We start from the raw sequence: 20849 nt of genomic DNA on the forward strand, positions 1-20849 counted from the left end.
TTAAACAACTACACCTTTCAGCAGACCAATCTCTCGCAAATCGCATAGGTTATAACAAAAGCTGCAATGATAAAATCCCATGTTTTAAGCATGGTTAGCAGTTCAGATTAGTTCAATTCCCAGTTTTTTTGGGAATAAATGAGCGGGTATGACTTTGCCCGGAAATTTAATGACTTTTCCAAATCATCGGCTGAAGTCTGCAAATTTCTGGCTTTGTAATGTGCCCCCGTCCTTAAGAAGCGTAACATTGCTGTTCACTTACCTACCAAGGAGGCAAGGATGAATCTTACCAAGTCCCTGTACAAAAAGTTCGGTCTTGGATTGGCGGTTGTGATGGGTTCTGCCATGATGCTAGGCGCTTGTGGCGACAACACTGCCACTCCTGTCCCGGCTGCTACCACTGCCGCTGCTACCACTGCCGCAGTCGCTACTACTGCTTCTGGCGCTACCGGAGCAAAAGCCGACCTCTCTGCGGCTAAAGGCTGCAAGAACGTTGCAATTCTGCTGCCTGAGACCGATTCTTCATTCCGCTGGGAAGCCTTAGACCGCCCACTGCTTCAGCAGGAAATTGCTGCCGCTATCCCCGGCGCTACCATTCAATATTCCAATGCCAGTAACAATGCTGATACTCAGCAGAACCAAGCTGAAGCTGCACTAACCAAAGGCGCTTGCATTTTGGTAGTAGGCGCAAAAGACGGTGACAAAGCTTCCGCCATCGTGCAGAAAGCTAAAGCCGCCAAAGTGCCGGTTATCGCTTACGACCGCTTGATTCAAGACAATGACCTCGCTTACTACGTCTCCTTCGACAATGTGAAGGTGGGCGAGTTGCAGGGTCAGTGGCTGGCTGACCAATACAAAGCCGGTAACTACGGTCTGAAAAAGGGCGCGAAACTGGCGATGATCAACGGTGGTCAGACCGACAACAACGCGCTGCTTTTCCGCCAAGGCGCTCTCAATAAGCTGAAACCTCTGGTTGACAGCGGCGACTTGACCTTGGTTTACGATCAGTACACCCCGGATTGGGACAATGCCAAAGCCCAAACCTTGATGGAAGGCGTTTTGACTGCTCAGAAGAATGACCTCCAGATCGCTTACGTTGCTAACGACGGTATGGCTAACACTGTTATCGCCGCGCTACGTGCCCAGAAGTTGAACGGTAAAGTACCTGTTACCGGTCAGGATGCTTCTGATGATGGTATCAAGAATATCATCACCGGCGATCAGGGTATGACTGTTTACAAAGCCATCCCGCTAGAAGCCAAAGCGACAGGTCAATTGGTAGCCGCTCTTGCCGCTGGTACAGACCCCGGTAGCATTATAAATGGCAAGACCAAGACCAAAGGTGGCGTAGATGTTCCGTCCGTGCTAGCGGTTCCTGTAACCGTAACTAAAGACAACATCGTCTCCACTGTGTTCAAAGACGGTTTCGTCAAGAAAGAAAATGCCTGCAAAGGTCTTCCCGCTGGTACCGGTGGTATCTGCTAATTCCGGTAAACAAATGCCCCCATTCCCACAAGAGTGGGGGCAATTTTATCCGAGTCTGTTCACACCTATGCCATCCTGAGTAAAACAGCGTGAGTATCCTGATTGCAGGGGTGTTTCATGTCTGCTCCGTGTAGCAAACCAACGTACTACAGAACTTCAGAGATATTTCACCTCATCAGGTTGGCATAATTTCTCAACGTAATGTTGAGGAAAACCAGAGTGTATAAGTCTTAACGCTAAACCATTCATATAAAATATAGTGGTATATTTCGAAAGTAAGCCTGACTGCTTGCAGATTTGTCTATAACCAACCGCCCAGAAACACTCCTCTAGGGGTAGAAGATGAGAAACAGGAATGAGTGAGAAAGTAACTGCTACAACTGCCGGTATGGGGGTACCGCGCTTGCAGCTAAAAGGCATAAATAAAACCTTCGGTGCGGTGCGCGCGCTGATGAATGTAGATTTTGAAGCCTATGCCGGGGAGGTGGTGGGGCTTGTTGGTGACAACGGCGCGGGCAAATCCACCCTCATTAAAGTAATTTCAGGTGTCTATATCCCGGATTCCGGCGACTATTTTATAGAAGGAGAAAGTGTTCATATAACTTCTCCTCAAGATGCCAACCACCATGGGATTGAAACGGTGTACCAAGACCTAGCGCTTTGCGATAATCTCGACGTGGTGGCTAATCTCTGGCTTGGTCGCGAAGAGCTACTGATGGGTACTCTTAATGAAGTAGAGATGGAACGGCTCACCCTTAATGTATTGCGCACACTGGATGTGAAAATCCCTTCGGTGCGAGTGCCGGTTGCGGCACTCTCCGGTGGGCAGCGTCAATCTATCGCTGTTGCCAAGACCATCCTGCGCAAGCCCAAAGTGGTTTTGCTGGATGAGCCTACCGCTGCGCTCGGTGTCGCTCAAACCAAACAGGTTTTGAACCTGATCCGTCGCTTGCGTGAGCAAGGTCTGGCGGTAGTGGTTATCTCCCACAACCTCCATGATGTATTTGAGGTAGTGGATCGGGCGATTGTGATGCGCTTAGGACGGCGCTCTGCCACCTTTGATATTAAGAACACAACCCCTGAAAAAGTGGTGGGAGCAATTACCGGAGCCGAATTCGGTGATATTCCGGCGGGTACGGAGGCAGAGGTATAACTATGAGTAATGAACTCAAAACCGAAAGTGCGGTAGTAGAAAAATTACCCGGTCTTGCCGGAACAGTGCCACCGCCACCGGCGGAAAAATTTAGCATAAAAGCGTTGTTGCGCCAAGATTTAGGTTTTCTACCGGTGCTGTTTACCTTACTGATTATCATAATCTACTTCCAGATTTCTACCAACGGTATCTTCCTCGATCCACGTAATATCTCGAACCTGATTCAACAGGTGGTCTCGGTCGGTATTATTGGTATCGCCGCGATTCTGGTACTGTTACTCGGTGAAATCGACCTAAGCCTTGCGGCGGTTTCACAGGCTTGTGCGGCAGTAACGGCAGTGCTGTCGGTTTATCAAGACTGGAATCCTTGGCTGGCAATTCTCGCTGGCTTGGTGGCGGGCGCTGTTATCGGGTTAGTCAACGGCTTCTTTATCGCAGTGCTGCGCGTCCCCTCCTTCATTGTCACTCTTGCCGGTTCTATTTTCTACGCCGGTATCCTGTTGCTGGTAATGGGTCGCCAAACTACCCTAACGGTGCGCGATCCGGTTATTCGTGACCTCGCTCCTAACTATATGGATACTATCGCCGGTTGGTTGGTTCCTTTAGTTGGTATTGGCTTGTATATCGGGTTTGTCCTTTTGGAACAACGCCGCCGCGCTACAATTGGTTTAAAAACCAAAGCCCCCATACGGTTAGGCATTCAGTTTGGGGTGGCTATAGTAATACCGGTAGGTATTATCTGGCTACTTCAGTCTTATAATGGTGTACCGATTGCCGGTTTAATCTGGATTGGGCTGGTTGTTGCTATCTGGGTATTACTAACTAGAACTACCTATGGGCGACACCTTTATGCGGTGGGTGGTAATAGTGAAGCGGCTCGCCGCGCCGGTATCAATACCACTATGATGAAGCTTTCCATTTTCGCGTTGGCTTCTACGCTGGCGGCGTTCGCTGGAATTATGCTGTTGTCGCGTAGCACCGCTGCTGCCACCCAGATAGACTCTACTTTGTTGTTGCGCGCTATTGCGGCGGCAGTAATCGGGGGGGTTAGTTTGTTCGGTGGACGCGGCTCAATCTGGGCAGTTGTATTGGGCGCGTTGGTAATCGGCAGCCTTGAAAATGGTTTGACTTTGCAAGATCAAGAACAAAGCATAAAGAACGTTGTAGAGGGCACAGTCTTGATCTTGGCGGTAACTGCCGATGCGTTGGCACGGCGTTCTTCCAATCGTCGCTAACCTCAAGAATCTAATCAGCTTCAGGCAAGGGGTTTAAGCCCCTTGCTTTTTTAATACTAACTAAAAATGAACTGAACTTTTGTGCATTTAATACTAATAAATTGGCATTCTTGGTTTCAAAGTGCTAAAATATACGCATGTGAAAGAAGCTTTAACCCAAAAGCTTAATACTCTGCACCAACCACTTGAACTAACCAAATAATTTGTGAAGAGGGGTTTCATGAGTAAAGTAAAAATGACAAAGGGTAAATTTACCCGTATCCAGAATTGCAGTGATAGTAATGGTATCATCGCTGCTGCTGCTATGGATCAGCGCGGTTCGCTGAAAAAGAGCATTGAAAAGGCGCGTGGTACTGCTGTTGCTGACGATGTTCTTACCGAGTTTAAAACTATCGTTACCAAGGTATTAACTCCCTATTCTAGCGCCATCCTGATGGATCCCGAATACGGCTTGCCTTCGCTGGAAGCGCGCGCTCCCGGCACCGGCGTTTTGCTGGCTTATGAAAAAACTGGCTACGATGTTGGTGTAAAGGGTCGCTTGCCCGACCTGTTGCCTGAGTGGAGCGCCCGTCGTTTGCTCGAATCTGGCGCAGATGCGGTCAAAATCCTGCTGTATTACAATCCTTTTGACGATAAGGCTATTAATTCCGTAAAAACCGCTTTTATCGAGCGTATCGGCGCGGAATGTGCGGCAGTAGATGTTCCTTTCTTCCTCGAACCCCTTGCTTATGACGACAATTATGACGAGAAGGGTCTGGAATTTGCCAAGATAAAACCGAAATATGTCACTGCCTATATGGAAGAATTTTCCAAAGACCGCTATGGCGTGGACATTTTGAAGGTAGAAATTCCTTTCAATGTGGAATTTTTGGCGGGTAGCCGAGCCTTCAAAGGTGGCGAAGCCGCTTACGACAAGCAAGCCGCGCTGGGATTCTTCCATTCCTCCGCCGCAGTTGCCAAAAGACCTTTCATTTACCTGAGCGCAGGTGTGGACGATGATGTGTTCCGCGAGAGCCTCGAACTCGCTGCCGAAGCGGGCGTGGGCTATAGCGGTGTGTTGTGTGGACGCGCAACTTGGAAAGAGGGCGTTCCAGTTTTCGGTGAGAAGGGTGGCGCTGCTCTGGAAGAATGGTTGCTAGATCGAGGCGTTAAGAACATCCAGGCGCTCAATGAAGTGCTTGCAAAGGGCGGCAAGCCTTGGTATTCTGCTTACGGTGGACTGGATAATATCGAAGTAGTGGGTTAATTTCCCTGTCATTTGAACAAATTGTGGTGGGTTACTTCTTTAGCTTGAAGTAACCCACCTTTTTTTATTTGCTTGCGTTGTTGGCGCGTAGATGATGTGCGGTTGAGTCGTGGTGGCTATTTGAGCCATCAATATAAGGGTCGACATGTACCACTGCATCTTCCAGTGTGGTTACGCTATGCCACAGACGATGGCGCACTTCCTCACCAATATCATGACTGGCGGAGGTGGTCAATGCCCCGTCCACCTCAATCGAAAGCTCGGCGAAAATCTTATGACCATGCCAGCGCGCCCGTAGATTATCCACCAAACGCACTCCTTCTACCGCTTTTGCCTCGCGCTCGATTTTATCCAGAATGGCGGGATCAATCGCATCCATTACCCGATGGTACATTGCCTTAGCCGAATCTTTCAAAATCAAGATGATTGCACCCGTAATCAACAAACCTACTATCGGGTCTGCCAACGGGAAGCCCAACAAAACGCCCACTGCTCCTGCCAATACCGCGAGGCTGGTTAAACCATCGGCACGCGCATGTTGCCCATCCGCGATTAATGCCGCGCTATTGATTTCGCGTCCAACAGTGATGCGGAAGAATGCCACTGCCTCATTGCCTATAAAGCCGATAATTGCTGCCGCCATCACCCAACCGATATTGGTGATAGGTTGCGGGTTAACTATCCGATCTATTGATTCGTAAAGCGCCACTACTACGCTGATAAAGATTATCAACACCACAAACAGACCAGCAATATCCTCGGCGCGTCCGTAGCCGTAAGTATAGCGACGGTTCGCAGCCCTCCGACCTATCACGAAGGCAATCCACAGCGGAATAGCGGTAAGCGCATCGGCAAAATTGTGAATTGTATCTGCTAACAAACCCGCGCTACCACTTATAATGACTATTACTACCTGAAAAAGAGCGGTTAGTGCCAACCCACCCAACGAGATTTTGATAGCCCAAATGCCGCGCGCGCTTTCCTGCATATAACGCGCCGGACCACCTTCGCCTTCATGCGCGTGGCTGTGTATTAGTCCTCCAAAAATGCGTCCGAAAAAGCCCTTGTTATGGTCGTGGTCATGCCCATGTTCGTGATCATGGTCGTCGTGGTCATGTTCGTGATCATCGTGATTGTGTTCCAGATTCAGCGTATGGGCGCGCGAATGCTCATCTTCGTGGTCATGCTCGTGATCGTCGTGGCTATGTTCGTGATCATCGTGATCATGCTCGTGGGGTTCAACCACTTCGTTTTTCAAACTTGCTAATGTTTTGGGCTTCTCGGACATTTTTTACCTCCATAAATTAACTACACTAATGTTTTATATGATAACATGATTATACAACTATTTGAATACTTGTTCAAATAAACATATAGATATATAAAATGCTGTGATGTATAGCACCCTGACGATGTGAAATGGTTTATAAAAAATAAGCAAGGGGACAGATATTATGTACTTATCAACAATTAGACTTTAAAAAGGAGAAATAAAATGGATAAAGCGCAGAAAACCGAACACGAAGAAGTTCTCTCAGATGAAGCTCTGGATAATGTGAGCGGCGGTAGAGTGAATATTGCATACAAGCCAAACAATTTTGAAATTCAGGACTGTATGTCGCAGTATAACCAAGCGCAACATCTGGCTTCGCGCGTTTTGAAAAATAGAGATGATACCACTAACTCTATAATCGGCAAATTTTAGGCTGCCTTGCGCTGTTTGATTTGCTCCAAGTTCTGGTAAGATATATTCAGCGTGCTACTATCGTTGTTTTGTAGTACCAAAATATATTTTGAATGATTCAAGCTCGAACGAAGGAGTTTACGATGAGTTGGGATGACCGTGAAGATAACACTATATATAAAGTAGTAATGAACCATGAAGAGCAGTATTCAATTTGGCCTGCCTACCGCGAAAATGCTTTAGGCTGGAGCGATGTTGGGAAATCGGGTACTAAACAGGAGTGCCTTGATTATATCAAGGAGGTGTGGACGGATATGCGTCCGCTTTCATTGCTTCAGAAGATGGAAGAACAAACCGAGGGCTGATAAGCCCATAAACAGATATAAATATAAAAGAGGGGCGCTACAAACGCCCCTTTTTGGTTGCTTTAATTAATGGTTTTTTGACCGGGCTTCCAGTTTGCGCCGCAGCGTTCGCCGGTTTGTAGGGCTTCCAGTACGCGCAGGATTTCATCCACATTGCGCCCCACGCTCAGGTTATGTACCACTTCGTATTGCACTGTGCCATCCGGGTCAATCAGGAACAAACCGCGTAACGATACTCCCTGATCCTCAATCAATACGCCGTAATCGCGGCTGACACGTAAGGTTTGGTCGGCGGCGAGCGGATAGTTGATCAAGCCGATGCCGTTGTTAGCTGGCGCGGTTTCAATCCATGCTTTGTGGGTGTATTTGCTATCGGTGCTGACACCTACTACTTCTGCATTAAGGGCTTTGAAATCGGCAATTCTTTCGCTGAAAGCGGTCACCTCAGTAGGGCATACATAGGTAAAATCCATCGGATAGTAGAACAATACCAACCATTTTCCGCGATAATCGGATAGTTTCACATTTTCGTCAAGGGTATCAAGATTTTTGGTGCTGGGCATATTAAAATCGGGCGCTGCTTTACCTACCAGTGACATTTTTATAACCTCCCATAAATATTAACCCCCAATTGGGGATAGTTTTAATTTTTATCTTACAGAGGCTATTATAGCAAATATTAAATCGTTGTCAATAGTAATTAGTAATCATTATTAGTTAAGATTGTGTCAAAGTATATTTACAGCTCTCGAAGCCAACACTGCCAGTACCACTAGCGAAATGGAAGCCTGCGCCATCACCAGTATTTTAGCCTTTGCGCTCAATACCGCCGTATCGGTGGGACTGAAAGCCGTACTGTGGTTGAAGGCTAGAAAGATGTAATCTATAAACATCGGTACCCAGTTATCCCAATCATCCTCATGCATATTCATTTGAGGGAACAGAAAATCTGGGCGTGTGTCGCAGTGGGTGTGACGCGCTACCGGCCCGCCTCGGTCTATTTCCCAGTACCAAACCGAGAACGTCATTACATTCGCGGTCCAAATCAAACCAGCATCTCGCAACAAGTTGGCTGCTTCAATACTTTTGGTTAAAAGCGAGGTGATTAGTAACACCACACTACTGGCAAGTGCTAACGTTACGACTCCGGTAATTATCAAACCGAGGATGCGGGTAAGCCGCTGATGCCCACGCAACCGTGACATAGTGAGTGGAATCATTAACATCACGATAGCCAAGAAGGGCAACCAGTTTGGGCCAATTGACAACCTATCCGAAATTACAAGAAATATTCCACTGGTGAACAGCAGCGCAAGAATTACGGGCCAGCGTCGGATGCTAATCCACTGCTCATGTGGAATAGGCACATGTTTTTTGCCGGGTTTATTCTCAGTAGTTGCGGGCATATTTTATCCCTTTGTGAAAAACAGTTTTATCTACCCTGTTCTATTTAACACAAAACGCGGGAATTTACCAGATTCTTTCGGCTGAATCGGGAAAGAAGGCTATAGATTTCCATTTTCTGGGTGTGTTTGCAATGAGGGGAATGTGGATTTGCAAATAAGAGGGGAATAACCTCAAACTCATCTAGGGCTATGGTTATTCCCCTGCGAGAAACAAAAGCCTATTAGCGTAATAGCGCCGAATTAATGACCGCCAATACCTCCCATACTTCCTGGATTCAGATTGCCGGGGTTTATTGCTGAGTTGCCCCTAATGTTCCTGGAACCCCACGATATTGTAACACTCCCGCCGCCGGCAACTTGGTCGAGTGCCTCATCGGGAAGTTCACCGCTTGCGCCGGGAGCAATACGTGTGGACCCAGCAGCGATGAGTTCTTCGGAAGTGAAGGAATAGCCGTTTTCGGCAGCTAAAGCGACAACAACGTCCGCTGAAATGTTATTACCCAGAGAGACAACCTTGCTTCTCAATGCATCATCCTTGTCCATGTTTTCCAGAAACTCGCTTGCAGCTTGTTCAGACATAATAGGTCTCCTTTCAAGTTGGTATAACGATTGATGTTACAACAATAACTTTAATGCTCTATTAAATTAGGGTTATTGCCCTAGAAAGCTACAATTTGCAGACGATATTAGAAAACGAACAATTATTGTAAAAAAGCGAAGGGACTAAGCGATGTGATTTAAGTTAATAGAATTACTCAAAAAAACGCCAGAAAAGTTGGATATGACTGTTTTGATATAAAGCTTGAAATATTACTATAAGATGTCGAGATTACACCTACAAACCTCTTGTAGTGTAGCAAAGAATCTAGAACTTAAAGGTTAAGAATTTGTAAAAAAACTCTTGGTTGATCAGCTATATTAGGTGTTTGCTTAAGCTTTCTGCCGCAACCCTATCGGAAGAATTTTATCCAGCAGCATGTCAGATGTTTCGGCTACCGGAAGCGCGAGACTTAGGAAAAAACTCCCATCTTGCATCATCAGTCCTTTTTCACAGAATTCCAGCAACTTTGCTCTAACTTGAGAATCTGTTTCTTTAAGGTTCAGGCTCGTTTTCAAGGCTAGAGAAGAATGGGGCTTTTCGCTGCATGCATGATATAGCAGGGCATAGGACTCATCAAAATTATACTCAATTGGGTTGGAGCGGTCTCGCCTGTCAAAAATTTGCAACTCCCCAGAGTTTATGCGAAACCGCAAACTGGGCAATTCCTGCGGATTTTGCCAAGCTGTATTCCACTGTTCCACCTGATTGTTTAATTCCTCATAGGCTTTTAAGGGAAGGGATTGCTCAAACTCGTAATCAAAAAAGTAAGCTATCCGGTTCAGGTCTATGGTTTCGGGATAAGCCAATGCATAACTGGCATCCGGGCGCATGAATCGGGTTGGGAAATTCTCCCGTTCAGTGTAACTGGGGCTAAAACGCTGCAGCCACATCCGGGTTGCTATTGTAGGCGGTTCTAAATGAAACAGCTTTGACATCAGCGCAGCTTGCTGCCGGTAATCTTCCTCCGTCTCTCCGGGGAAGCCCCAGATAATTTGCCATGCCACATGTATCCGGTAGTATTTCGCCCAACGCAGCGTGTTTACATTCTGGATTCCGGTAATCCCTTTCCTCATCAGTTGCAGCACATGGCTGTTAAGGGATTCGATTCCGGGTTGGATTTGATTTATACCCGCATCCTTAAATTTTTTGATTTGACCCCTTGATTGATTGGCTTTTACCTCATAAAATAAATTAAATTTGGTAGGCAATGCAGCAAGTCGGCTCAGGTATGTGTCAGCTTCCTTGTAATCTAGGATACTGTCGGTTGCTCCCAAACAGAAATGGGGGTAACCGGATAACTCAGATAATTCTTCCAGCACCCGATCAATAGATTTCTTGCGATAATCAATTCCCATTCCATTTAACCCGCAGAAGGAGCAATGGCGCTTATGCCCCCACCAACATCCCCGCGAACTTTCAAACGGTAGCGAAATCTCGCCCAAAAATTTATCGGTGAGCAATTCAAGGGCATGGGCGCGTTCAAAATACTCGGTAAAATCGGGGGTGGGCAACTCATCTAGTTCCCGTAGAAGGGGGCGGTTTCTAGGAGTGGTAATTTGCCCGTTGCGTTTGCAGACCACACTTGGAATGTTTGCCGGGTCTTTGCCTTCCTGCAATGCCTGTAAAAATTCTGGGAATGCTTTATCTCCCTCTCCTATCACGGCATAATCTATAAAGTCTAGGGCACGTACTAGTTCAATGCCCATTTCCCCTTCAAAATTCGCCCCTCCAAAAATCAGGGTGATGTTAGGGTAGCGACTTTTTAGGGCGCGCGCGAGGGCAAAGGAGGCACAGTTTTGTTGAAAAGTGGTGGTAAAGCCGACCACTTGGAAATTATGCCAAGCTATATTTTCAACCAACTTCTCGATATAGAGGGGGGCTTCTATGCGCCGAATTTCCACCAACCGCTCCACCGTTATGTTTGCTTCCGCGGTTACTGCGCCAACAATGGCTGAATATATTTCGGGGAAAGTGTCATTCTGGTCAGGGCTGGCATCCCCAAATGCGGCAAGTGAAAACAACCACTCTCCCAATACGGGGATGATGGTTTGACTGAGACAGTAATAAGGCTCTAAACCGATTTGTTTGGCGAAGTCTAGGTTTAAATGAAAGGTGGTGGTTGGAAAGCCGTGTGCTTCTGCAATTGACTTTAGCAAGCCGATTTGCAGCGAAGGTCTTTTAAACTGTGCAAAAGGCATGGTTACCAACGCTACTGAGAGCTTTTTGCTTTCTGCCGATTCTACAACGTTATCTTCAATTTGAGTGAAATCTTGGTTCATATAACCTCCTGAACAGATTCTACAAAGAAAATGCGATTGGTTTGAAAGGTTTAAGCCAACTTTGCCAGAAAAATATTATCTGGCAGCCTCATAAAGATTTCGGTTGCCGGAATTTCAGTTCTGTTACCAGCACTACGCTTGCCAGCACTATCCCAAAGCCAAGTAGCATGCCAAGACTCACCGATTCGTTTAGGAAGAGCATACCCCATACGATGCTAAAAACCGGTACTAGAAAGGTGACGGTGCTGGTGCGAGTCGGACCGACGCTTTGGATGAGCCGGAAGAAAAGCAGATACCCTATTGAGGTGGAGAGAAACGCCAGCCCTAACACGCTCACCACTACTTCCCATGAGGGAAAGGTGGCAGGCACTCCGGTGGCTGCCAGCGGAAGCAGCAGCAGACTCGCCGTTAGCTGTTGCCAAGTGGCAAGCGTTAGTGAGGTAGTATTTCTTAAAGCCAACTTGATGTAAACGCCGGAAATCCCGAAGCAAAGGCTTGCAACCAGCGCAAACACAATTGAGAGGATCACTTCCCCGCTAAGCGGTAAGGGGCTAAGCCCTACCAACACTACTACCCCAATTAATCCCATCAAAAGCCCTGCGCCCCTACGCCAAGATAAAGAGTCTTTCAGCCAGATTGCTGCCACCAATGCAGTAAATAGTGGAGTGGTGGAGTTGATGACTGCGCCATAAGAGGCGGTCAAATGAATTGTGGCGGTGGAGATTAGGGTGAAAGGGATGGCGGAATTGAGCGCACCTACGATAAAAAAGGGAAGAATTCTGCCATCGCTCTTGAAATGCTTACGTGCTACTAGCGCGTATAGAACCAGCGCAATACCCGCTAACCCAACCCGAAGCTCAATCAGAAAGGCAGGGGCGAGTACTGGTGAAGCGATTCTGAGAAAGATGTAAGAAGCACCCCAGATAGCAGCAAGCAGGATTAGTCTCAGGAAATCCGGGAATTTCAATTGGTGGTAACTCCGGTTGACGAATTTTAAGCGCACATGAAGAAAGAACTTGGTTATTATAGCACACCGGATTGCTGTGGAAATTACAAAAGCAAGGGGCTTAAACCCCTTGCCTGATAGTATCCTTGAGGATGGCTAATTGCGTGGACCTAGGGGTAAGAGAATGCGCTTGTACAGCGGGTTTAGTACACCTGCTGCTGATACATACCATGCGCCCGCCGCTGTTGCCAGCCCTACGTAACCGCCCGCCTCACTGGTAATAAAGCCGAGGTCGGCGAGAATGAGCAGCACGAAAGCTATCTCTAGCAAGGTGAACACGGTGAACAGCGCCCAGTTAATGCGGAAAGTTGCTACCCACATGTAGAGGGTAAAGATAGCAAAAGCGATTAGGAATACGCCCACGCCGGTTTTGCCGGACGAGCCGTAGGTTACTATCTTTAGGTTTTCCATAACTTTTAATGCACCCAACGCCAACCAGAACGCGCCATAGGTCGAAAAAGCGGTTGCGCCAAAGGTGTTATTCTTCTTAAATTCCCACATACCCGCCAGCAATTGTGTCAACCCGCCGTAGAATAGAGCCAGCGGTACAAATAATTGTGCTAACTCTGGGGCGGTAATTTTGGCGTTGTTCAGGCTTAAAATGAAGGTGGTGACGGCAAATGCTGCCAATCCCAACGGACCGGGGTCGGCAATTGGGCTTTCAATTACAATAGGGCTGGATTGGGTTTGGGGTTTTTCCATACTCGTAAGCATAAAATATAATAGCTCCTCTCTGAATTCAACTGATCTTGATTATCAAAACTGTTCTCCGTCGAAACGGTGGCAAGGCAAACTCTAATAAGCCGGGGCAAAATCCCGTTGCAAAAAATCCCGATTCTTGATGAAGGCTCCTGGAAAAACTGATTCAGGCGGATCTCAAGATATTTCGTAAGGTTACTGAAGACTTAAGTTTGTAAATTTTATCACAAACAAAACAAATTTGCAAAATATTCGTTCGAGAATACTTCGAAGCTCGATTTGTACAGGCACACCTTTCTTTTCAAATTATTTGGGCTATTATGCTTGCACGCACCCTATTATTCACAACTTATCGTTTTGATTCTAACCGACTTGCATTTTTGAAAGCACAAATTTGTGAGGACTGGAAATAGCGCAAAGCTGTTAAAGTTTAGCTATCTACCTACATTTGTGGATTCTATTACAGCTATTAATTTCACCTCTAAAATTCTAATTAGTACCATTCAATACAGGGTATAGTAGAGTAAAAAGGTATTGAACGAAATTTACAAACGCCTCGAATTCTGCTAAACTTTAGGAAATGCTCTTTGTACTATCAATTCACCTGACATATAGCTACTTTGGAGATTTGTGTGGGAAGAAAACCTAAAGATGATTCTTACGGGAAGAGAAATAGCCAATCTCCTCTTGCTCTTTATCTAGACCGCCTCTGCCGCGAACGCAATATATCCTTAAGAGCCGCAAGCCTTGCAGCAGGGCTTGGCGAAGCTACTCTAGGTAATATTGTGCGCGGATACCGTCATCCTGACCCCGCAACACTGCGGAAGATAGCCATTTACTTTGGGTTGAGTGAAGATGCGTTGTTGGAGATGGCGGGTCATCGTACCACTAATAACAATACTAGTCGTCCGGAAATCAATGACCCTGAACTGCGGGTGTATCTGCTTCCAGACCGCATCAATAATTTGCCGCGCCGTGATTTAAACCTTCTTAAAGATGTCTTACGCCATTTGATGGAAGAAAACAAATCCTGATATAGGGCATATAGACGGTCAGAAAATATATATAATCTGACAGCTATTTAACCTTTTCTTAAGTTGTAAATCTGTTATAATTATCCACATCAAAGCGTGCTGCCATGCAGAATTACGTTGAAGCGAGTACAGCAATTTCAGTTTTGCTGCGGGAAGTTAAGCATGAGTTCTGAAGAAGTTCCTACCCACGTTGAAAAAAACGAAATAAATGCCAGTTTTGTACGTCATACTCCCAGCAGGCATCCCAGCGCCGATAGCGGTAATGTAAGTAATCGGTTAACCGACTTGCCGCGCGATCTGGAACCGATTCGCCATCACTGGGAACAGCGTGGTCGCAAGTATGGCTTGTCCCCAAGCGCAAGTTGGGTAGATGAGACAATGCTGCAACGTGAAGGTTTGGTACTGGCGCGCTATATCAATGATGACGATACGGTGCTGGATGCCGGATGCGCCAATGGCTATACTACCTTGCAACTGGCACGGATGCGCCAGATTCGGATTACCGGCATTGATTATGCGCCCAGTATGATTGAACATGCCAATGTAAACCTCAGTCGGGCAGGGCATATTAAAGGGGCGGCTTTTTTCAAGGTAAACAATTTCCTGAAATTGGATTTTGCCGATAATACTTTTGATAAGGTTTATACCAAACGCACCTTAATCAATCTAGGTAGCCCGATTTATCAAAAGGCGGCGATTTTAGAAGCGCACCGGGTGTTAAAACCGGGCGGACTTTTCATGGTCTCAGAAGTTACAGTACAAAGCTCTGAGAAACTAAATAGATTGCGCCAGAAATTAGGTCTGGAAGCGATGTCCCCACTCTGGCATAACTGTTATCTGGATGAGCCGGAAATTCTACGTTTTATAGAGCCTTATTTCGAAGTTAAACGCATCAAACATTTTAGCAGTACCTACTATGTGCTTACTTGGGCAATTTACCCCTTCTTTGTGCGCAATGGGCAACGTAATTATCGTGGCTTCTTGCATCGCGTCAGCGCACTTCTTCCCCAAATTGGCGATTATGGTCTACAAAAGTTGTACGTGCTGAAAAAGCGAAGTCGGTAATTTAATGTTAGACGGGTAGCAGTAGTTCTGCTAAAATATCTGCAAGTTCGCCGAAATTTTTTACCTGATTGTGAGGATTATAATTGGCTCAGCTTGATCAAAGTGGAGAAGCCCCTGTACTTGAAGTGCGCGGAATTACCAAACGCTTTCCGGGCGTTTTGGCAAATGATAATATAAATTTCAGACTACAGCGGGGCGAGGTTCTGGCTTTTCTGGGTGAAAATGGAGCGGGCAAATCCACTCTGATGAATATTCTGTACGGGCTATACCACCCTGATGAAGGGGAAGTATTACTGAACGGCAAACCGCTAAAATTCAGTGGACCTAACGAGGCAATTCGCGCCGGAATCGGCATGGTACATCAGCATTTTATGTTAGTTCCCACCCTCACCGTCACCGAGAATATTATACTGGGCAACGAAATAGCCAAAGGGGGCGGGCGTTTAGACCTCAAGACGGCTTCTAAAAATATTTCTGAGTTGAGCGCCCGCTACGGCTTAGCTTTAGACCCTAATGTGTTGGTAGGCGATCTGACGGTAGGGATGCAACAACGGGTTGAGATTGTCAAGGCTTTTTACCGCAATGCCAATATCCTTATTCTTGATGAACCCACTTCGGTGCTTACTCCGCAGGAAGCGGATGATCTGGCAAACATTATTCGCAATTTCACCGCGCAGGGCAAATCGGTTATCTTTATCAGCCACAAACTTAGAGAGGTATTGCAAATAGCTGACCGGGTAGTGGTATTACGGGGCGGCAAGGTGGTGGGTAGCGTGGATGATCTTTCCAAAGCGACTGAAGCCAGTTTAGCTTCTTTGATGGTTGGGCGCGAAGTGGTATTACAGGTTAATAAAGGTCCCTCACATCCCGGTGAAGAAGTGCTGGTGGTGCATGATGTGAAAGCGCTGGATGATCGCGGCGTGGCAATTTTGCAAGGTGCAAGCCTTAGTGTTAGAACTGGTGAAATATTGGGAGTAGCCGGAGTTGAGGGGAACGGTCAAATTGAATTGGTGGAAGTGCTGACTCATCTGCGACATGCCACCGGAGGAAGCGCAACTCTAAACGGTATGGATTTGCTACATTCTAGCACTCGCAAAATTACGGAAGCAGGCGTGGGCTATATACCGCAAGATCGGCAACGTTTCGCAATGGTGCTTTCGTTTGGCGTGGATTACAACATGGTGCTGAGTTCGTATTATCGCGAACCTTTCTCAAACGGACTAACTATCAATGAAAAAAAGGTAGATGAATACGCGCTAGAGTTGGTGAAACGGTTTGATGTGCGTACTCCTACGGTACAAACTCCCAGTGGCTCACTTAGCGGGGGCAATCAGCAGAAATGCGTGGTAGGGCGTGAATTCAGTCGCAAGAATAAGTTGATGATTGCGGTACAGCCTACTCGTGGCTTGGATGTCGGCTCAATCGAATTTATCCATAATGGCTTGGTGGAACAGCGCGATGCGGGGGTGGCAGTGTTATTGGTCAGCAGCGAATTGGACGAGGTTATGTCTCTTTCTGACCGCATCGCCGTGATGTACAAAGGACGTGTTGTAGCAATTGTTGAGGCGGATAAGGTAACTCGCGAGGAACTCGGCTTGCTGATGGCGGGTGCGGGAACAACGGCAGGTGCGGTCTAAAATAGCCGTGGCGCATGAAACGGAGGCGCTTGTCCAAGAGGTAGCGCAGCATGGCGAAGCCCAGAAAGAAAAGCGGCTTGGATTAATCTATTCGCTGGTAGCGGTTGGGTTCTTTGGAACCAGCGCAGTGATGGTATTATATGCCAATCCTGTTCCCCCGGTGGAGAAATCCTTCTGGCGACTTATTATCGCTACTCTGTTTATTTTTACTCTGCTCAAAATTACGCATGAGCCACTGGGAATCAAGCGGAAAAGTCTGCCACGTTTCGCGCTTTACGGGCTGATAACCGCCGCACATTTTGTACTTTATATTGCTAGCTTGAGCTTTACCACTGCTGCGCATACACTAACACTGGTTTATACTTCGCCCGCTTTTGTGGCAATTTTCTCAGCCATTTTCCTGAAGGAACATATCAGTAAACGGCGTTGGGGGGGGGTGGCTATAGCAGCGTTGGGAGTGGGGATACTTGCGGGGTTTGAGCCAAAGCTAACGCCTGAAATGCTGCTAGGAGATTCGATGGCGCTGGCTTCGGCAGTTGCCTATGGTTTATACTCAATTGCGGGTAGGCGTGAAAGGAATAACTATTCGCTCTTATCCTACGCTTTTGGGTTGTACGGTTTTGCCATGCTATGGATGTTTCCGGCGGCTTTGCTCAGTTTTTCATTAGGAGAGGGGTTTAAGTTATACTCGTGGGGACCGGCGCTGGCGCTGCTAGGGCTAGGGATTGTGCCGTTAGGCTTAGGTCATACGCTTTACAATGCCGGGTTGCGCCGCTTGAATGCTACCTATGTGAATGTAATTGCGACACAAGAAGTAACGTTGGGGGTATTTTTTGCTTGGGCATTCTACGGTCAGGTTCCATCCATTAGTTCGCTATTTGGAGCCTTAGTTACTCTTTTAGGGGTGTTGGTAGTTCTGATATAGTGTATTGCAAACCGGGCGATTTAATTTATAATATTAGGGACTGATGGGACACTGTTTTATCTTCAAGGAAAACCTGCAAATCATAGAATGAGAGAACATTCCCATGACTAAAATTCTGGTTGTTGACGACGAGCCTTTTATAACCGATATGGTGGAGGCAACCCTTGTAGCGGAAGGCTATGAGGTAAATAAAGCCTATAGTGGCGAAGATGCACTTACCTCTATTCAAACTGACCCACCCGACCTCGTTTTACTTGATTTAATGCTTCCCGGGATGAGTGGCTATGATGTCAGTCGTTTTATGCAGCGCGAAGCTCAGTATAGCCATATACCAATAATCATGGTAACCGCCCGTAGCGCTACTCACGACCGTAGTTCTGGTTATGAAACTGGTGCGGATGATTACATTACCAAGCCTTTTAACCCGGATGAATTGTTGATTCGGGTGCGCGCCCAGTTGCATCATGCCAACCAAACGGATTTTTCTAAGCTAACCGGGCTTCCGGGAAGTCGTGCGGTGCAAATGGCTATTCAGAAGCACACAAAATCAAATAAACCTTGGTCAATCATCTATGCTGATATTGAAAACTTCACTTCTTACAATGAAGTTTATTCTTTTCAGAAAGGCGATCAAGTCCTGCGGAAAATTGCCGGCATTTTGAAGCAAGCAGTGGACGATAAAGGTAACAAGGATGCTTTCGTAGGTTACGCCGGGCGCGATGACTTTGTAATAATCACAACCCCAAACCATACCGATGCTATTATCAAACGTGCTGAAAAGCTGTTCAAGGAAATTGCAGACGATTTTTTCAATTCTGCTGACCGGAAAAACGGCTATTTCTCTTATGTTAATCATGCCGGTTTAAGTTTAAAATTACCCCTGATGTCTCTCTCTTTCGATATAGTGGACAACGGCGGAGATTAAAGAACAATTGACTAATTGGCACAAATGGGCTAAAATCCTGATGTAATAATAGAACAAATCTTCCGATTTGATGCATATTCAGGTTGAACCGTGTCAAATAAAAAGCCTTAACCGGCAGAAAGTGAAAAAGCGAGAAAAATATGGCTAAAGGTAGCTCTAAAAACTCGGTAGAGAAGGAAGAAAAAACAGTTACTGAAAAAGGGACAGATCGCGAGCGCGATAAAGCTATCGATACTGCCATAACTCAAATAGAGCGAGCCTTTGGTAAAGGCTCAATTATGAAAATGGGCGATGCTAGCGCAAAAATGGCGGTTGAGGCTATTTCTTCCGGCTCAATTTCGCTGGATATTGCGCTAGGTGTAGGTGGAATACCGCGCGGACGTATCATCGAAATTTACGGTCCTGAATCTTCTGGTAAAACTACGCTAGCTTATCACATTGTTGCCGAAGCTCAAAAAACGGGTGGAATTGGCGCATATATAGACGTAGAACATGCGGTTGACCCGATTTATGCCGGTAACTGTGGTGTTGACCTTGACAACCTCTATATTTCTCAACCGGACACGGGTGAGCAAGCGTTGGAAATTGCCGAAACCTTGGTACGTAGTGGCGCAATTGATGTGGTAGTGATTGATAGTGTGGCTGCGCTTACTCCTCGCGCCGAAATTGAAGGCGACATGGGCGATTCGCATGTCGGTTTGCAGGCACGTTTGATGTCGCAAGCACTGCGCAAATTGACGGCTGCCGTCAGTAAAAGCAGCACCTGCCTTATCTTTATCAACCAATTACGTAGCAAAATCGGGGTGATGTTTGGCAATCCCGAAACCACTACCGGCGGTAATGCTCTCAAATTCTATGCTTCGGTGCGCTTGGATATTCGCAAGGTGGAAGCGATTAAGAATGGACAGGAAGAAACCGGAAACCACGTGCGGGTTAAGGTAGTAAAAAACAAGGTTGCGCCTCCTTTCCGCAAAGCTGAATTTGATATTATGTTTGGGACTGGTATCAGCAAAGAAGGCGATTTGATTGATGTCGGTGTCCAAATGAACATTATCCGCAAGAGTGGGGCTTTCTTCTATCTTGGCGATGCTCGTCTTGGGCAAGGTCGTGAAAATGCCAAAGAATATCTCAAGCAAAACCCTGATGTAGCGGAAGAGATAGAAAGCCAGATTCGGCAGCAATCTAACCCTGACCGTGCTTTGCCTTCGGGTAATGGCTATGGTGTAGCGGTTATTGAGCCTGAACCGGAAGATGAAGCCGAAGACCTCGAATTTTAAACTGCCTTTGGGTTTTAGGCTACGGGCTTCAACAGCTTGTAGCTTGAAACCCGATTTATTTTATAAAGCCGGAAATACATGTTCAGATCAAATAAACCGCCACAACCACAGTTTCACGGGAGTGGTATTATCACTTCGGTTGATACCCAGAAAACCGACCATGAGCGAGTCAATATATTTCTGGATGGGCAATATGCCTTTAGCCTAACCGCTATATTGGCGGCAGAGCAGCGCCTTATCGCCGGGAAATATCTGGACGCTGAAGCGGTGGCAGAACTACAAAGCGCCGATCTTTACCATCGGGCATTGTCGGCAGCGTTAAATATGCTTTCCCGCCGCGCTCATACCGAGGCGGAAATCCGCAACAAACTTAAGCGTGCTTACCCCGATATCGCTACTTCCACCGTTTCGCGCGTATTGGCTCGTTTGAAAGAGCTAAAATATCTGGATGATGAAGAGTTTGCGCGTATGTGGGTGCAAAGCCGCACTAGTTATGCGCCGCGCGGAAGCTTGTTAATCAAGCGCGAGTTATCGGCTAAGGGGGTAAAAGAGGAACAGATTGATGAAGCAGTCAATGCTGTACTGGCTACTCCGCAAGAAAGCGAGGATGGCGAAGAGCGCACGTTGGAGGAGCAGCAGGCTCTAGAACTGGCGCGGCGCAAGGCACATAGCTTGGCTGGCGAAGATTGGGCAGGCTTTTACCGCAAAATGGGCGGCTTTCTGGCACGGCGTGGTTATAACTTTTCGATAATCAATGAGGTAGTACGGGAAGCTTGGAAAGAACTTAAAGAAGAGTCTCCGGGCGAGGATTTGGAGTAATAGAAGGA

The 20849-nt window shown here is 46.8% G+C and carries 20 protein-coding genes; 13 read left to right on the top strand and 7 right to left on the bottom strand.

Annotated elements, in window-relative coordinates:
* Positions 1–279 precede the first annotated feature (279 nt).
* From OZ401_RS06745 to OZ401_RS06760, 4 genes are all read left to right on the top strand, one after another.
* Complete coding sequence (locus OZ401_RS06745) at positions 280–1485, top strand: sugar ABC transporter substrate-binding protein (protein ID WP_341467461.1); 1206 nt, start codon at positions 280–282, stop codon at positions 1483–1485.
* 355 nt (positions 1486–1840) lie between these two features.
* Positions 1841–2638 (top strand): ATP-binding cassette domain-containing protein, encoded by a 798-nt coding sequence (locus OZ401_RS06750; protein WP_341467462.1) that lies wholly within the window; start codon positions 1841–1843, stop codon positions 2636–2638.
* Positions 2639–2640: 2 nt separating this feature from the next.
* Entirely contained in the window at positions 2641–3873 is a 1233-nt protein-coding gene (locus OZ401_RS06755; RefSeq protein ID WP_341467463.1) for a sugar ABC transporter permease, read from the top strand.
* A 220-nt stretch (positions 3874–4093) separates the two neighbouring features.
* Positions 4094–5119 (top strand): tagatose 1,6-diphosphate aldolase, encoded by a 1026-nt coding sequence (locus OZ401_RS06760; RefSeq protein WP_341467464.1) that lies wholly within the window; start codon positions 4094–4096, stop codon positions 5117–5119.
* A 64-nt stretch (positions 5120–5183) separates the two neighbouring features.
* On the opposite strand, the gene OZ401_RS06765 is transcribed toward OZ401_RS06760, so the two are convergent.
* The gene (locus OZ401_RS06765) at positions 5184–6407 is read right to left on the bottom strand and encodes a cation diffusion facilitator family transporter (protein ID WP_341467465.1); all 1224 of its coding nucleotides are present in this window, start codon (positions 6405–6407) and stop codon (positions 5184–5186) included.
* Positions 6408–6614: 207 nt separating this feature from the next.
* Here OZ401_RS06765 and OZ401_RS06770 point away from each other — a divergent pair, with 207 nt between their 5' ends.
* Positions 6615–6824 carry a hypothetical protein gene (locus OZ401_RS06770; RefSeq protein WP_341467466.1) on the top strand — a complete coding sequence of 70 codons (210 nt, stop codon included), beginning with the start codon at positions 6615–6617 and terminating at the stop codon, positions 6822–6824.
* A gap of 122 nt (positions 6825–6946) precedes the next feature.
* Positions 6947–7168, top strand: a complete 222-nt coding sequence (locus OZ401_RS06775) for an MbtH family protein (protein ID WP_341467467.1) — start codon at positions 6947–6949, stop codon at positions 7166–7168.
* 62 nt (positions 7169–7230) lie between these two features.
* Here the strand turns inward: OZ401_RS06775 and OZ401_RS06780 are convergent, their stop codons facing one another.
* The 6 genes from OZ401_RS06780 to OZ401_RS06805 form a co-directional block, all read right to left on the bottom strand.
* Positions 7231–7767, bottom strand: coding sequence for a peroxiredoxin (locus tag OZ401_RS06780; RefSeq protein WP_341467469.1), 537 nt, complete (start codon positions 7765–7767; stop codon positions 7231–7233).
* Between the two features lie 129 nt (positions 7768–7896).
* A complete protein-coding gene (locus OZ401_RS06785; RefSeq protein ID WP_341467470.1) occupies positions 7897–8574 on the bottom strand; it encodes a DUF1345 domain-containing protein in 678 nt (225 codons plus the stop codon).
* A 240-nt stretch (positions 8575–8814) separates the two neighbouring features.
* Positions 8815–9153 (bottom strand): Nif11-like leader peptide family natural product precursor, encoded by a 339-nt coding sequence (locus tag OZ401_RS06790; RefSeq protein ID WP_341467471.1) that lies wholly within the window; start codon positions 9151–9153, stop codon positions 8815–8817.
* A gap of 351 nt (positions 9154–9504) precedes the next feature.
* Positions 9505–11454 carry a RiPP maturation radical SAM C-methyltransferase gene (locus OZ401_RS06795; RefSeq protein WP_341467472.1) on the bottom strand — a complete coding sequence of 650 codons (1950 nt, stop codon included), beginning with the start codon at positions 11452–11454 and terminating at the stop codon, positions 9505–9507.
* A gap of 88 nt (positions 11455–11542) precedes the next feature.
* Positions 11543–12421: a DMT family transporter gene (locus OZ401_RS06800; protein WP_341467473.1), complete on the bottom strand. Its 879-nt coding sequence runs from the start codon at positions 12419–12421 to the stop codon at positions 11543–11545.
* A gap of 135 nt (positions 12422–12556) precedes the next feature.
* Complete coding sequence (locus OZ401_RS06805; RefSeq protein ID WP_341467474.1) at positions 12557–13174, bottom strand: acetate uptake transporter; 618 nt, start codon at positions 13172–13174, stop codon at positions 12557–12559.
* Positions 13175–13791: 617 nt separating this feature from the next.
* Here OZ401_RS06805 and OZ401_RS06810 point away from each other — a divergent pair.
* The 7 genes from OZ401_RS06810 (at position 13792) to OZ401_RS06840 (ending at position 20841) form a co-directional block, all read left to right on the top strand.
* Positions 13792–14193, top strand: a complete 402-nt coding sequence (locus OZ401_RS06810) for a helix-turn-helix domain-containing protein (RefSeq protein ID WP_341467475.1) — start codon at positions 13792–13794, stop codon at positions 14191–14193.
* Positions 14194–14355: 162 nt separating this feature from the next.
* Entirely contained in the window at positions 14356–15258 is a 903-nt protein-coding gene (locus tag OZ401_RS06815) for a class I SAM-dependent methyltransferase (protein ID WP_341467476.1), read from the top strand.
* An 83-nt stretch (positions 15259–15341) separates the two neighbouring features.
* Positions 15342–16895: an ABC transporter ATP-binding protein gene (locus OZ401_RS06820; RefSeq protein ID WP_341467477.1), complete on the top strand. Its 1554-nt coding sequence runs from the start codon at positions 15342–15344 to the stop codon at positions 16893–16895.
* Positions 16885–17820 carry a DMT family transporter gene (locus OZ401_RS06825; protein WP_341467478.1) on the top strand — a complete coding sequence of 312 codons (936 nt, stop codon included), beginning with the start codon at positions 16885–16887 and terminating at the stop codon, positions 17818–17820. Before OZ401_RS06820 ends, OZ401_RS06825 begins: the two co-directional genes overlap by 11 nt.
* A gap of 103 nt (positions 17821–17923) precedes the next feature.
* Positions 17924–18745: a GGDEF domain-containing response regulator gene (locus tag OZ401_RS06830; RefSeq protein WP_341467479.1), complete on the top strand. Its 822-nt coding sequence runs from the start codon at positions 17924–17926 to the stop codon at positions 18743–18745.
* 140 nt (positions 18746–18885) lie between these two features.
* Positions 18886–20022 (top strand): recombinase RecA, encoded by a 1137-nt coding sequence (gene recA / locus OZ401_RS06835; protein WP_341467480.1) that lies wholly within the window; start codon positions 18886–18888, stop codon positions 20020–20022.
* Between the two features lie 78 nt (positions 20023–20100).
* On the top strand, positions 20101–20841 hold the full coding sequence (locus OZ401_RS06840) for a regulatory protein RecX (RefSeq protein ID WP_341467481.1): 741 nt from the start codon (positions 20101–20103) through the stop codon (positions 20839–20841).
* The last annotated feature ends 8 nt before the right edge of the window (positions 20842–20849 follow it).

This window comes from Candidatus Chlorohelix allophototropha, assembly GCF_030389965.1.
Taxonomy (GTDB): domain Bacteria; phylum Chloroflexota; class Chloroflexia; order Chloroheliales; family Chloroheliaceae; genus Chlorohelix; species Chlorohelix allophototropha.